General features: G+C 70.0%; 12 protein-coding genes. 6 read left to right on the top strand and 6 right to left on the bottom strand.

From position 1 onward, the window contains the following. Positions 1-58: 58 nt before the first annotated feature. On the top strand, positions 59-1,576 hold the full coding sequence (locus ACZ6SF_RS13480) for a flavin-containing monooxygenase (protein WP_466062402.1): 1,518 nt from the start codon (positions 59-61) through the stop codon (positions 1,574-1,576). 109 nt (positions 1,577-1,685) lie between these two features. Next, positions 1,686-2,219 carry a TetR/AcrR family transcriptional regulator gene (locus ACZ6SF_RS13475; protein ID WP_466062401.1) on the top strand — a complete coding sequence of 178 codons (534 nt, stop codon included), beginning with the start codon at positions 1,686-1,688 and terminating at the stop codon, positions 2,217-2,219. 147 nt (positions 2,220-2,366) lie between these two features. Here ACZ6SF_RS13475 and ACZ6SF_RS13470 read toward each other — a convergent pair whose 3' ends face one another. Together ACZ6SF_RS13470 and ACZ6SF_RS13465 are read right to left on the bottom strand one after the other, a co-directional pair. Beyond that, positions 2,367-3,083, bottom strand: coding sequence for a hypothetical protein (locus tag ACZ6SF_RS13470; RefSeq protein WP_466062400.1), 717 nt, complete (start codon positions 3,081-3,083; stop codon positions 2,367-2,369). A gap of 233 nt (positions 3,084-3,316) precedes the next feature. Beyond that, a complete protein-coding gene (locus tag ACZ6SF_RS13465) occupies positions 3,317-4,537 on the bottom strand; it encodes an oxygenase MpaB family protein (RefSeq protein ID WP_466062399.1) in 1,221 nt (406 codons plus the stop codon). Between the two features lie 443 nt (positions 4,538-4,980). Here ACZ6SF_RS13465 and ACZ6SF_RS13460 point away from each other — a divergent pair, with 443 nt between their 5' ends. After that, positions 4,981-5,625, top strand: coding sequence for a TetR/AcrR family transcriptional regulator (locus tag ACZ6SF_RS13460; RefSeq protein WP_466062398.1), 645 nt, complete (start codon positions 4,981-4,983; stop codon positions 5,623-5,625). 19 nt (positions 5,626-5,644) lie between these two features. Here ACZ6SF_RS13460 and ACZ6SF_RS13455 read toward each other — a convergent pair whose 3' ends face one another. The 4 genes from ACZ6SF_RS13455 to tatB form a co-directional block, all read right to left on the bottom strand. Beyond that, positions 5,645-6,544, bottom strand: coding sequence for an FAS1-like dehydratase domain-containing protein (locus tag ACZ6SF_RS13455; protein ID WP_466062397.1), 900 nt, complete (start codon positions 6,542-6,544; stop codon positions 5,645-5,647). A 118-nt stretch (positions 6,545-6,662) separates the two neighbouring features. Next, complete coding sequence (locus ACZ6SF_RS13450) at positions 6,663-7,748, bottom strand: PucR family transcriptional regulator (protein ID WP_466062396.1); 1,086 nt, start codon at positions 7,746-7,748, stop codon at positions 6,663-6,665. Positions 7,749-7,986: 238 nt separating this feature from the next. Continuing rightward, entirely contained in the window at positions 7,987-8,859 is an 873-nt protein-coding gene (locus ACZ6SF_RS13445) for a PucR family transcriptional regulator (RefSeq protein WP_466062395.1), read from the bottom strand. 55 nt (positions 8,860-8,914) lie between these two features. After that, on the bottom strand, positions 8,915-9,421 hold the full coding sequence (gene tatB, locus ACZ6SF_RS13440) for a Sec-independent protein translocase protein TatB (protein WP_466062394.1): 507 nt from the start codon (positions 9,419-9,421) through the stop codon (positions 8,915-8,917). 283 nt (positions 9,422-9,704) lie between these two features. On the opposite strand from tatB, the gene ACZ6SF_RS13435 reads away from it, so the two are divergent. From ACZ6SF_RS13435 to ACZ6SF_RS13425, 3 genes are read left to right on the top strand one after another with little or no spacing between them, the layout of a single operon-like run. After that, positions 9,705-11,210, top strand: a complete 1,506-nt coding sequence (locus ACZ6SF_RS13435) for a condensation domain-containing protein (RefSeq protein WP_466062393.1) — start codon at positions 9,705-9,707, stop codon at positions 11,208-11,210. Next, the gene (locus ACZ6SF_RS13430) at positions 11,207-12,643 is read left to right on the top strand and encodes an MFS transporter (protein WP_466062392.1); all 1,437 of its coding nucleotides are present in this window, start codon (positions 11,207-11,209) and stop codon (positions 12,641-12,643) included. Before ACZ6SF_RS13435 ends, ACZ6SF_RS13430 begins: the two co-directional genes overlap by 4 nt. Beyond that, positions 12,643-14,214 (top strand): glycosyltransferase family 39 protein, encoded by a 1,572-nt coding sequence (locus ACZ6SF_RS13425; RefSeq protein ID WP_466062391.1) that lies wholly within the window; start codon positions 12,643-12,645, stop codon positions 14,212-14,214. The genes ACZ6SF_RS13430 and ACZ6SF_RS13425 overlap by 1 nt, the downstream gene beginning before the upstream one ends. The last annotated feature ends 20 nt before the right edge of the window (positions 14,215-14,234 follow it).

The following is a 14,234-nucleotide window of genomic DNA, read 5'->3' as shown; positions in this document are numbered from 1 at the left end:
CGGCCGAGTTACTTTGGGCCCGGGCCCGGAGCCGTTTTCAGCCCCGACAGGAGCGGTAGTGAGCACCGAAGATTCGAATCATCCGTCCATCGCGATCATCGGCAGTGGGTTCAGTGGAATAGGGGTGGCGATACGCCTGGCGCAGGCGGGGTTCACCGATCTGACGGTCTATGAAAAGGCCGGCGATATCGGGGGAGTATGGCGTGACAACACCTACCCGGGCGCCGCCTGCGACGCGCCGTCGCATCTGTACTCGTATTCCTTCGCACCCAATCCCGATTGGTCGCGGCGCTTCGCCCCGCAACCGGAAATATTGGACTACCTGCGGCGATGTGCCGATGAGTTCGGGATCAGGCAGTACGTCCGCACCTCGACAGAGGTGGTCGCGGCGGTATTCGACGAACACAGCTACCGCTGGGAACTCGAGCTGGGGTCGGGCGAGACCGCTTATGCCGATGTACTGATCCCGGCGTGCGGGCAATTGAGCCGGCCCTCCTATCCCCGGCTGCCCGGGTTACCGGAATTCACCGGGACGGAATTCCATTCCGCGCGCTGGGACCACGAGTACGACCCGGCGGGGCGCGATATTGCGGTGATCGGAAACGGCGCCAGTGCGATCCAGTTCGTCCCGCATCTGGTGGAGCAGGCGCGCAGTGTCACCGTATTCCAGCGGCAACCGCATTGGATCAGCCCGAAACCGGACGGCGAGTACTCGGCGCTGCGGCGGCGGGCCAACCGGTGGCTGCCGCTGCTGCAGAAACTCCCGCGGCTGGGTGTGTTCCTCTGGTTCGAGGGCGTGCTGAATCCGATGCTGGTGTCGCGGTGGGGCCGGCGCCTGATGGCCGCGCCGATACGTCTGTGGTGCCGGTGGAACCTGCGCCGGATCGCGGATCCGGAATTACGGCGCGCGCTGCTGCCCGACTACGAACTCGGCTGCAACCGGATCCTCACCTCGAACGAGTACTACGACGCGCTCAACCGGGACGGCGCCCGGGTCGTCACCAGCCCGATCAGCGCGGTACAGCCCACGGCGATCGTCACCGAGGACGAGCGGCGGTTCGCAGTGGACACCCTGATCTACGCGACCGGCTTCCGTTCGCACGATTTCGTGGCGCCGACGCGGATCACCGGGGTGGCCGGCCAGGACCTCGATACCGCCTGGCAGGCGGGGCCGCGCGCCTATCTCGGTCTCACGGTTCCGGGTTTCCCGAACCTGTTCCTGATGTACGGGCCGAATACCAATGTCGGCTCGGGTTCGATCGTCCACATGCTCGAGAGCCAGATGAACTACATCGCCGGCGCCGTCGCCGCGATCGGCCGGGTGCGGTACCTCGAACTGCGGCCGGAAGTCCTGGACCGATTCGAGGCCGACGCCCATGCGCGCCTGGCCTCGACGGTGTGGAACACCGGCGGCTGTCACAGCTGGTATGTGGCGGATACCGCGACCGGACCCGTGAATACGAACAACTGGCCCGGTTCGATGCGGGAATACCGGCGCCGGACACAGCGATTCGATATCGAGAACTACCGGACCGTCCCGCGTCCGGCCGCCGCGATCCGCGATGGAAAGAGCTGACGCCGCGGGACCCCGGCGGGCGGACCGCGGACCGGCGGTCCGCCCGCCGGTCGCGGAAACCGCATCGGATGACTCGGTCGCCGAGCGCGTGCTGTGGGCAACGGACCGTATGCTCGCGGCCGGGATTCCGTTCACGGCGATCTCCATGCGGCGGGTCGCCGTGGCCGCCGGTATCGCCCGGTCCACCGTTTACCGCCACTTCCCGCAGAAGAACTGTGTGCTGATCCGGTTGGTCGACGCGGGCACCGGCGATCGTTTCGCGCCGGTCGAACGCTGGTGGAACCAGCTGGCGGAGAGCGATTCCGCCCTGACCGACGCGCTGGAGGCGTTGATCGAATACCGCCGGGAGCGCGGTCATCTGCTCACCGCGCTGGCGGAAGTGGCCGCCTACGACGCGGCGGTGGCGACATATCACGCGGCCCGGACCGCGCGGTTGTCGGAGAGCGTTCTGGACGGCCTGCGGCGGGCCCGGGCCGCGGGCCGGGTTCCGGCGCGCGCGGTGGAACCGGCGGTCGCGGTGATTCTGGCCGCGCTGGTCGAGCGCACGATCGATCTCTATTCGACGCTCGATCCGGCGGTCGAACGGCGGCGCATCGCGGCAGCCCTGAGCCGGGCGGTGGCCGCGGTGACCGCCGGTATCTGACGCCGGGGCCCGTTCCTGGAAGAGCGCCGGCGCACGGCGGGCGGGCGCACGCCGGTGCGGCCCCCGCCGACCGAGTGGAGGACTCGGCGGCAGGGGCCGCGAACATCGAGCGCCGCAATGGGTTTCGCGACGCCTGTCATGCCGGATCTACTCGGTGGGTTCCACCGAGGTGGGCGGCTCCTCGGCCGGCGGCTCGTCGGCCGGGGGCTCGTCGGCGGGCGGCTGGTCGGCCGGGGGCTCGTCGGCGGGCGGCTGGTCGGCCGGGGGCTCGTCGGCCGGGGGCTCGTCGGCGGGCGGCTGGTCGGCGGGCGGCTGGTCGGCCGGGGGTTCGGCGGCCGGCGGCTCGTCGATCGGATGGGTCGCGCAGGCGAGGAGCGCGACGCCCTTCTCCTCCGCCTTCTTGTCGGCGTCGGCCCGGCTGGGCAGCACCTCGACCGAGGCGTCCTCGAACATGCAGGCCACCTGCCCCTGGAGCGTTTCCGGGGCCTCCGGAACCAAGGCCGGCGGGTCGGTCTGCTCACCCTCGGCAGGCGGTACCGGTTCGGTCGAGGGCGCGCCGGTCTCGCCCTCGGGGGCCGGTGCGGTGGTGCCCTCCTCCACCGGAGGCGTGGTTTCCCCGCTGTCGGCGGGCGGTACCGTCTCGGTGCCGGGGGCCCCCTCTTCCTCCGTGGGCGGCGCCGACTCCGACGGTGGTGTCGTCTCCTCGTTTCCGGTGGTGGGTGCGGGTTCGGCCGGCGCCTCGACGGTCGGTGTGGGGGCCGGGGTGGTCTGCTCCGCCGGTTGGGCCGACGCCAGCGGTGCGACCAATCCGGCGGCCGCCACCGCGATGGCGAACGTCGCGAGCCTGCGGGAGGTTATCGGCATCAGAAATCCTTGCTGTCGTACCAACAAATTTCGAGAGCTCAATTACCGATCGGTATCCGCAGTGTATGACGGCCGTAACTCCTCATGTCGATTCCCGGCCTATCGACACAATCCATTCCGATACTCCTGGGCCGCTCCACAATCGAGATACGAGGTGATTACCGGCAAAGGGCCGGACAGTTCTCCGGAATATTCGCACGGCATACCTTTCGCATTGTCCGGGCGAAAAGAAACTAGGCCGGCAATTTCGGGAAATTCACAATTTCCGCCTCCGGGCCCGTCGCTGTGGACCCGGTGAGGAGGTCGAGGAATCGCTGCTGCTGGCGGCGGCCCCGGGCGGCCGCCCGCGCGCGCCCGTGCCGGCCGAACCGGGCGGTCGCGCTGCGCGCCAGGTTGACCGGGAGCCGGACCAGCGGGTACCAGGGCGGCATATACGGCCACAGACCCAGTCTGCGGAGCGAGCCGGGGCCGAGGAAGGCCGTGGCCAAAGAGAGGTGCTGGGCGCGGGCGAACCGCCCTCGCAGACCCGCGAGATTCGGATACGACCAGGTGAGCGGGTCACGATCCATCGGAACCGCGAGCCGGCGGCTCGTCTCGTCGGGGTTCATGATGGCGGTGAGGGTGTGGTACAGGATCCGGACCCCGTCGCGGAATCCGGTGGGCAGCCACTGTTCCTCGACGCCGATGAGCCATCCGACGTAGCGGGTCAGGTGCGCGGCCGCGTGCAGATCGCGGGGTCCCGGCAGCATCCCCATCGCCATTCCGCCCACGAACGGGGCCAGGAGCGCGCCGACCAGGGTCGCGGCCATATCGGTCTGGTTGATCGGCAGGCCCCACTCCGCGGTGCGCCAATCGGGTGTGGCGAGCAGATGCCTGCGGACCATCGCGTGGATGAGCCGGACCCGCAGCGTCGACCGGTAGCCCGCGCCGAACCGTGTCATCGCGTCGTCGCCGGAGACATCCATGGCCCAGCTCAGGGTTTCGGCGAAGCGGGCGGCGGGACCCTTTTCCAGCGCTCCCGTGCGCAGCAGGGTCCGGTTGAAGCCGGAAGCGAGGTAACCGCCGAGAAAGGAGACGTCGCGCGCCAGGTACAGCCCGTCCGCCCCGCCCATGCGATAGAGCTGTGCGCCGCGCCGGAGCAGATCCTCGTCGAGCCAGGCGGGTGGCGTCTCGACCTGGGCGAAGAACGCCGCCAGGGGTGCGGGGGGATTCGGTATCGACGAGATCCCCTCGGCGATCGCCTGTTCGAACAGCGGTCGTGTGGTGGCGGTGCCGGTATCGCAGATCCAGGCCGCGAGATCGTCCATCGCGGGGTCGGCGACGAGTAGCGATTCGCCCAGGCGCCGCCATCGGGCGGCATCCGGTTTGCGGATACCGAGCAACAGCGCGAACGGGCGCAGGCCCGGGACAGGACGGGGAGTGCCGGGATGGCGGGTGGGAACGAGCTGGGTCATGGTTCAGGTCCTCCGAACACGGTGCCGTGCCGGTGCGTCGGGGCGGTGCCACGTCGAGCGCTGCTCCCCGGGACTCCCGGTGGAGTCCTCCGGAAGTGTCCGGGTCTTGCCTTCCCGCTGAATGCCACCAACCCCTGTCCGGCATATGCAACGAACATACGAATGCGGTTACATGGAGTCAATGTGTTTGTAAAGTAACACCGGTCCACCGGTGGGTGAACGCTATTGCGCTGTCTCCCGGTTCCGGTCATTCCGGTAGCGGTCCACCGTGTGTACGAATCCGGTCACCGGCCGGCCTCGCCGGGCCTCTTGTGGCAGAACACAAATCGGACCGGGATCGGTCGCGCGAACTTCCGAAGGGTTCGTATCGACTACGCAACGGTGTACCGGAGGGCGGGAGATTGTATCGGCAATTGGTACTGCCCGGTTGGTAGATTGAAATGATGGTGAGGCAGGGCGACGCGGTCGACGAGAAGATCATGGATGCTGCGCTGGTGCGGTTGCTGCAGGTCGGCATCCGGCGGGCGAGCCTCGACGATATCGCCCGCAGATCCGGCCTCAACCGGGTCACCATCTACCGGCGGTTCGCCGGTAAGGACAATCTCATCGAAGCGGTGATCATGCGTGAAATCGAGCGCATGCTCGCCGAAATCGGGCGGATCGCCGCCGGCGGCACCGATGTCGACGATCAGATCGAGCGCACCGCGTTATATGTGTTGGAGCAGGCTCGGACCCATCCGCTGCTCACCCAGCTCATCGAGGTCTCGCCCGAGGAAGCGATCGAGTTCTACACCGTGCGCGGTGAGGAAATGGTGAGTTCGGCGATCGGCTATATCGTCACCATGCTGGAGCGTGCGCAGGCGGCGGGCGCGATCGACGAATACGATCCCCGGCCGGTGGCCGAATTATTGGCCCGCCTGGCGCATTCGTTATTGCTCACACCGCTGGGTGGCGTCGATTTCCGGGACGGGGACCAGGCCGCGGCGTTCGTGCGCATGGCGGTGGTGCCCCTGGTCCGGTACGGCGCGACCGCCGGGGCCGGTTCGTCGCCGGATGCACCGGCCCGGGGTGAGTCCTACAGCCGCTGACCGGCCGTCCGGACGGCGGTCACCACGCGGGTGGTCGCAGCACCGCGTGCGCGGCGATGAACAGTTCGCGGTCCAGGCAGCGGCCGTCGATCTCGACCAGCGCGGCGCCGGCCGGATCGACCGATATCACCCGGCCCGACATATCCACCGGATGCACCATACGGGTGGTCCTTCCCACGAAATGCGTGAACTCGGCGTCGTAGCGGGATACCGCTCCGGGGTCGCCGATACAGGACGAGAGATATCCGGCGGCCAGCGCGAGCCGCATCATGCCGGTAGGTGGCCCGGTCCCCGTGCTCGTCGCCCAGGGCTCGTCGCGCGGATCGCGGCGCCGCCCAGCGGTCTCGGCGGTCGCGAGGTGAAAGGTCCGTGGTGGCAGTGCCAATCCGGGCGACCGGCCGTTGCGTCGCAGGGCGACGGCGGTTTCCGCGGCCCCCGGCGACCGAGCCCCGGGCGGAGCGGTTTCCCGGCAGTGCGACAACCGCGCGGTGGCGAGTGCCGCGGCGGCCGTGGATACGGAGAGGTGCAGGGCGCCGGACCCGGACTGCACGATCTCGCCGTGCTGATCGGTGAGTACCAGATCCGCTTCCACCACGGCGTATTCGGAGGTGGTCCGCAGTGAATGGATCCGGACATCGGTGGTGACGACGTCCCCGGCGACCAGGAGTCTCCGGATATGCAGCGACTGCCGGGTGTGCAGCAGTGCGGTGCGCTGTAACCCCGGCGCCAGAATCCGGAGGGCATCGTCCTGGGTGCGCATCATGGCGAGCGTGGCGAAGGTCGGCGGCGCGACGAGCGCCGGATAACCGAGGTCCCGGGCCGCACTCTCGTGCCGGTGGATCGGATGGTCGTTGTGGGTGAGGCGGGCGAAGGTCCGGATTCGCTCCCGTGTCACGAAATAGGGGTATCGCCCACGCATCCTGCCGGGGTCCGCCGGCCGGGCCGGTGTGTCGCCTGCCCGCGCCGCGGTCGTCCGGGTGGATCTCGAGAGGCCGCCGATGATCTGCATCATGTCTCCTCGGTGATCCTGCGGGCCCTCAGACCGCCCTCTTCACGGGGGCCGAGCGGGAACGCGCGAGCAATTCCGCCGCCGGGACCGGAACCGCCGGACCGGGGTAGCCGTCGCCGGCGTAGGCGCCGACGACCAGGGCCGCCTGGAGTTTCGACAGTCCGGCCACGGTCGCGGGGTCGTAGCCGGTGACCTGGTGGATACGCCGGAACCGATAGTCCACGGTGTTCGGGTGGACGTGCAGTTGCCGGGCCGTGCTCTTGCGGCTGCCGCCGCACCGGATGTACAGCAGCAGTGCGTCGATCAGATCGGGATGACCGTCCAGCGACGCGGCGATCCGGGCGAGGCTCGTACGGGCCGGACCGGGCCGGGTCACCTGGTATTCGAGCGCGAGCCGCTCGAACCGGTAGATATCGTGCGGATATCCCAGCCGCCGGACCACATCCAGCAATTCGTGTGCTTCGTTCACCGCGTCGTGGACCTGTGCGCGCGGGCAGTGCAGCACCGCGGCGGTGACGTCGGCGTGGAGGAGATGACGCAGCCGCGCCATGATCCGGGCGATCCGGGTGTCGGTATCGTCGCCCAGTCGCAGCGCCACCGTGCCGCCGTGGCGGGTGATCGGTGTCAGCGCGCGCGTCTCGGGCTCGTCGGCGAGGCAGGCTTCGAGGCGGTCGGCGGATATCCGCCGGATCGGCGCGGCCTCGGCGACGGCTCCGGTGTCGGGGGTGAACTCCAGCGCCACCACCGCGTAGACCTCGGTGGGCGTCGGTGCGGGCCCGGAGGTCTCGCCGTGCGCGCCGGTCGCGGCGGCGGTGTTCGCCGGTACGCGGCGCGCGGCGATGTGGTGGGCGGTGGCCGCCGTGGTGAGGATGAAGTCGCGGGCCCGGCCGATCCGCCGGCCGTAGGCCGCGAGCCGGCTCGGCGCCAGCCCGGCGGATCTCAGTTCCTCGACGGTCACGGCGACGGCGGTGCGGACGGCCTCGGCGACGGTATCGGCCGTTTCCCGGCGGGCGAACGCGATGTCGACCGCACGGTGCAGATCGGCGATCAGCGCATCGGATTTCTCGCCGGAACCCAGCGCCGGTTCGAGCAGGTGGAGCAGTAGCGCGATCACCGGGCCGTGTACCGGATGCCCGGCGCACCCGGCACTCGGCGCCTGCCGATCCGGCAGGGACGCCGGGCGATCGGGTGCGGTGGGTGTCTCCGGGTGTGGTCGCGAGCTGTCGGGCACGGATGGCGCGAATGACGCATTCACCAGGTGGGGGGTTGCGATAGTCATGATCACATCTGCTCCGGTGTACTGAGGCCGAACGGCCTGCGGGTATCTCCGCTAGCGTTGATGTAACAATGTATCAGAGTTGGGTGCATTGCGGTGAGAATTTCGGATTCTCCCGGTTGTCCCGGTCTCGGCTCTGCGTATCGGTCGTGCCGCCCAGGCGAAATCTGCGGGCGATGAGAGCCGACCGCAACACCCAGCTGTCCTGGGGCCGCACCGGATCGAGCCCGATCAACTGATGGGTCCGTTCGAGGCGATGACGCACCGTATTGACGTGCAGACCCAAACGGTGCGCGGTGCGTCGCGGCTGGAATCCCGTGTCGAGATGGTGCTCCAGGGTGTCCAGTAGATGCGGATGCGGCGCCAGGGGCTCCAGCAGCGAGCCGAGCCGATCGAAGGCCGGGCCGGGCCGGGTGATGTGATATTCCAGCGCGAGATCTTCCCACCGGTACATTCCCGGTGGCCGGTCCAGGCGGACGGCCACTTCCAAGAGCTCGTGCGCCAATTCCGCCGCGGCCGGGATCTTCTCGGTCTCGGCCGGTATCACGGTCGCCAGCAGGGCGGCGTCGGCGGCGTCGGAGAGCTGGATCAGCAATTCCTCCGCGCACCGCGCATGCCGGCCCATCCCGGGCACGAGGACGGTGTTGCGATCCGGCCCGAGTTGTGCGGGGAGCGGGTCGGGACCGTCGAGCAGCAGTTCGGCGCGGATCCGCTCGAGTGCGATCTCGGCGCCGGGTGAACCGGACTGCCGGTGCCCGGCTTTCGGGCGGCAGACGGCCAGCGCGATCACGCCGTACCGGTCGGTATAGGCATAGCCCGCGATACGGGCGGCGGCCGCGGCGCGCGGGGGTGACAGCAGGGATCTGGCGAGCTCTTCGCCTGCTGCCCGGTGCGGCGCCCGTCGCGGGCCGGTGGCGCCGGGGGGTGTATCCGATGTCGGTCCGCTCATCCGGAATGCTCCGATCTCGTTGTGACAAGGTCGAACCGGGCCGGTGCGATACAGGTCAGGAGGCCGGTTCGCCCGAGTTGACGTCGATCCCCGGATCGGCCCGGACGGCCGGTTCGCCGGCCGCCGCCGTCGCGGATGGCGCCGGACGCTTGGTCAGATCCACCGCGACCGGTTCCGGGGGTGCGGTCACGAGGCCGAAATTCCCGGGATCGATCTTCTCGGCGCTGGTGATGCCGGTGCTCAGCAGTGTCCGGACGTCCTCGGGGACCAGCGGTTCGTCGCCGAGCAGGTGGCGCGTGAGCAGAGTCTGTGGATTGAGGGCGCGCAGGCGCCGGAGTTCGGCCAGTGGGGCGCGCAACTCGGCGAGCGGAGCCCGGAGCTCGTCGAACTCCGGGCCGAAATCCTGTTTCAGGTCCGCTGTCGCGCCGGTCGCGTAGTCACGCGCCTGCCGCAGTGCCCGGGCCGTCCATTGCGCGGCGCCGGGAAGGCGTTCCGGGCCGAGGATTACGAGCGCCGCGACGAGAAGTACCAGGATCTCGCCCCATCCGATGCTGCTGAACACGAGGGGAGCGTATCGCTCGGAAAATCCCGGAATTACAAAGTAACGGATGTTTGTTCAGTGTCACAGCAGGGTTCCGGGTTGTGATCGTGCCTCAGCGGTCGAGCGCGAAATAACGCTGATCCGAACCCTTTTGGATATCCGACCAGTTACCCGATCGAGATCTGCTGGAGTTGCTCACAGAATCGACGGCAGCTGTGGTCGGCGTCCCGATTCGTATTGTTCACTCGGAGGCGAGTTCGCCGCGGAACAAGGTCTTTCCGGCGGCTCCGGCGTAGGAACGCCGATGCGGCGGCCGGTCTCGGCCGTCGATTCCCGGACCGGCCGGCACGCGCGGCGGGCCGGTCCCAGTCGGCACGAATCGAGGCAATCGGTGGTCAATTACGGCTTCTTCGAAGAATGGGATCCGGCGGGAGGCGTCCTCACCACATGGACCGCGACCCCGGCGGCACGCGAGGCCGTCCGGCGCGCGCCGGCGCATCCCACGGCGCCCTCCTACCAGCAGCAGGTGTACCTCCGGGCCGCGCACGGCGAGGAGAACCGGGAATTCCGGGCCTCTCGGTTGTGCATGATCGCCTTCGATCTGCCGGGTTCGCCCGACCATCGCGCCATGACCAGGACCGTGAACACCTTCCTGCGGCGTCACGATACGTTCGCCGGTCATTTCGTTCGCGGCGCCGACGGATCCTTCACCCGGCACGTGGTCGACCCCCGGGCCATCGAGTTCCGGCCGGTGGGGCACGGCGAGGTCGCCACCGCCGCCGCCGTGCGGGCACATGTGCAGCGCGAGACCCCGGATCCCTCCCGGTGGGACTGCTTCACCTTCGGCATCATCGAGCGCGCGGACTCGTTCACCGTGTACGCGGCCATCGATCATCTGCACACCGACGGTGTGGCCCAGGCGCTCACCTTCGTCGACCTGCTGACCATCTACTCCGCGGAGTGCGGCGACCATTCGCCGGCGCTGCCGGAGGTCTCCGGGCATATCGCCTACTGCGCCCGCGACCGCCGGGTGAACGAAGCGCTCGGGGTGAATTCGCCCGGCGTGCGGAAGTGGCGCAATATCCTCTACCGGCACGGCGGTGAAATCCCGTCCTTCCCCCTGGAAACCGGAATCGGGCCCGGCGGCTACACCCGGGGTGCGCAGGTGACCGCGACGCTGTTCCCGGAAGCCCGCGCGGTCGAATTCGACGAACTGTGCACGAAACAGGGCGGCAGATTCCTCGCGGGCCTGTTCGCGGTGGCGGCGTGTGTGGAGAAGGAACTGGCCGGCCGGCCGCGCTACCTCGGACTGACGCCGGTCAACACCCGCCACACGATCGGTGAGGCGGCCTCGGTCGGGTGGTACACCAACCTGGTCCCGGTGGCGTTCCCGGTGGGTGCGGCGGACGGTTTCGCCACCCTGGTGGGCGCCGCGCAGCGGGCCATGGACTCGGCCCGGCAGCTGTCCGATATCTCGCTGCACCGGGTGCTGGAGCTGACGGACGGGGATCCGGAGATCTCCGCCGCGCCCGGATGCTCCACGCCGATGCTCTCCTATCTCGATATCCGCAAGATCTCGGGTGCCGCGATGTTCACGGCGGTGAACGGCGGAATCTATGCGAACCCGCTCAGTCCGCGCGAGGTCTACATCTGGGTGAACCGGTTCTCGGACGAAACCCGGATCACGGTCCTGTTCCCCGATACCGCCCGGGCGCGGGAGTCGGTCGAACGGTATCTGGCGGTGGTCCGGCGGGTCGTGGACACCGTCTGCGCCACCGGCGATTACGCCCTCGTGGAAACCGTGCCGTGACGGTGGCGTCCGCCCCGGGCGGCGCCGCCGGAACGAGTCCGCCGCCGCTGATCCGGGGCCCGCTGGCCGCCTGTCTGTTCGCGGTCGTCGTCCAGGTACTGGATCTGACGATGCTGGCGGTCGCGCTGCCGGGTATCGCCGCCGATCTGCGGTTGCCGGTTCTGCATCAGGCGCTGGTGGTCTCCGGTTACAGCATCGCGTTCGGCTGCACGCTCATCGTGGGCGCCCGGCTCGGCGACCGGTTCGGCCGACGCCGGATGTACCTGATCGGCATGGTGGGGTTCGCGGTCTGCGCGGCGGGATGCGCGACCGCCGGCTCCGGCCCGGAACTGATCACCGCGCGCTGCCTGCAGGGTCTGTGCGGCGCGCTGGTGGCGGCCCAGACGCTGGCCATCATCACCGTCTCCTTCGGGCCCCGGCGCCGGGTGACCGCGTTCGCCCTGCACAGCGCGACCGCCGCGGCCGCCGCCGTCGCGGGCCCGGTGGCGGGCGGGGTACTGGCCGACGCGGATCTGATCGGAGCGGGGTGGCGGTCGGTGTTCCTCCTGGAGGCCGCGGCCGGACTGGTCGCGGTCGGGGTGATCGCCCGGTTCCTGCCCCGGGACCGGCCCGGCGGGCCGGCCGGATTCGATACGACCGGGACCGCGCTGTGTATCGGGGCCGTGGCACTGCTGCTCTCGCCGGTGATTCCCCGGTCGGGCGGGATCGCGGTCCCGGTGGCCGCGGTGGCCGGTGCGGCGGTGCTGTTCGCGGCGGTTCTGTATCGCGGCCGGTATACCGATCACGGGCCGGTGCTGCCCGCCGGTCTGCTCGGCCGGCGCGAATTCGCTGCCGGCGCGGTGGCGGTGGTGGGTTTCTCGGCGATTTTCGCGGCCCTGCCGGTCACGGTCTCCACGACAGTGCAACTCGGCCTTGGATACACCGCCCGGCAGGCCGGCATGCTGCTGCTGCCCGGCGCCGCCGGCGCGGTTCTCGGCGCGCTCGCCGCACCCGCGCTGTACGCACGGGGCGGCAGCCGCGCGCTCGCCGCCGCGATCCTGGTCTTCGGCGCGGCGCTGGCCTCGGCCGCGCTGCTCATCGACCCCGGCTCCGGCCGGATCGAGACAGCGGTCCTGGTACTTCCCCTGGCCGTGGCCGGGTTCGGTCTCGGCTGTTTCGCCGCGCCGCTGCCCGCGTTGATGATGTCCGGAGTCGACGCGGCCGAGACGGGTACGGCATCGGGCCTGGTCCCGACGCTGCAGCAACTGGGTAGTGCGCTGGGTCCGCTGGTTCTGCTCACCCGGCTGCACAGCGGAGTCGCGGGGGGTGGCGGGCCGGAAACCGCGGCCACCGCTTCCGCGTACCTCCTCGCCTGCGAGCACACCCTGTGGACGATCGTCGCGGCGGCCGCTGTGTTACTGGTCGCGGTCGGCGCGCTGCCGAGGAGGCGGTGATGTTCCCGGCGCGGCTCGTATCGCCGTCCGCGCTCCCGCGGATACCCGCCCGGCGGGATGCCGAGGCGCCGCCGTTCGCACTGGTTCCGGTGACCGTGCTGGCGGGTCTGGTCGGTCTGCTGTTCTTGCTGCGCGCGGACCGCTATGCCCCGTTCGGTGACGAACTGTATTTCCTCGCCGCCGGACGCCACCTCGCCGCCGGATACGCCGACCAGGGGCCGGTCGTCGCTGTGCTCGCCCGTATCGCCGAACTGGTCGCGCCGGGGTCACTGGTGGTCCTGCGGACCCCGGCGGTGCTGGCGGCCGTCGCGGCGGTGGTGGTCACCGCCGCGCTGGCGCGCGAGTTCGGCGGCGCCACCTATGCGCAGTTGATCGCGGCGCTCGCCTACGCGACCTCTCCGTTCGCCGTGTCACAGTCCGCGTCGTTGTCGACCTTCGCGCTGGAAAGCCTCTGTTCGGCCGTGGTGCTGTGGCTGTGCGTCCGGTGGGCGCGGCTGCGCGACGACCGGCTGATCCCGGCGGCGGTGGCTGTCGCGGCGCTCGATCTGCAGATCAAATGGCTCGCGCTCGTGGTCCTGGCCGGCCTCGTCGCCGGAATCGCGCTGGCCGGGCCGCGGGAGCTGCTGCGCCACCGGATGTTCTGGGCGGCGGGACTGGCGGCGGCGGTGACCACGGTGCCCGGACTTGTCTGGCAGGCCCGGCACGGCTGGCCGCAGTGGGCGATGGGCGAGGTCATCGCGGCGGAGCAGACGGCGGCGGCCGGTGACCGCGTGGAGCTGCTCGGGCAGCAGGCGCTGCAGTCCGGTGTGCTCGGCACCGTTCTCGTCATCGGGGCGATCTGCGGTTTCCGGTGGTGCCGGGCATTGCGGCCGTACCGGTTCGTCGCGGTGGCGGCCGCGGTGACGCTGCTGTTCGTCTTCCTCACCGCTACTCGGCCCTACTACACCGCCGGGCTGCTCCCGGCGCTGTTCGCAGCCGGCGCGGTCGCACTCACCGCGTGGGCCGGGGCGGCGGGCCGGTGGGCCGGTGCGGTGCTCGGCGCCCTGTCCGCGGTGATCGCCGTGGTGGTGGTGGCCGTGCTGCCGCTGCCGGCGATAGTGCCGGACCGGCCCAGTGATTCGGCCGCGCAGGTCTCCGCGCGGTTGCGGATGTACGGGACGGGCGGCTGGCCGGACCTGGTCTCGGCCGTCACCCGGTCCTATGACGGGCTTCCCGCGCAGGTGCGTGAGCGGACGGTGATCGTCGCCGATACCTACTGGCAGGCCGCGGCGCTGGAGTATTTCGCCGGCGCGCAACTGCCGCCCGTCTACAGCCCCAATCGCGGATACGCCTACTTCGGGAGCCCGCCCGAGGGCACCGCCGACGTGCTCTATGTCGGCGCCGGGCGCGGCCGCGACGCGCTGGCGGCCCATTTCCGGACGGCGGCCACCGTCTCCGCCGCCGACGATCCACGCGGTTTTCCCGGCATCAGCCGGTACGTGACCGTGGCGCATCTCTCCGGACCGCTGCGGCCCTGGTCCGAAATCTGGCCGCGGATAAGGACTCTGGCGCTCGATATGGGCGCCCCGTGACTTCGCGATACCGCGCATTC

This window comes from Nocardia sp. NPDC049935, assembly GCF_055586645.1.
Note: the sequence above shows the minus strand (reverse complement) of the source record. Positions and strands in the feature narration are given on the sequence as shown.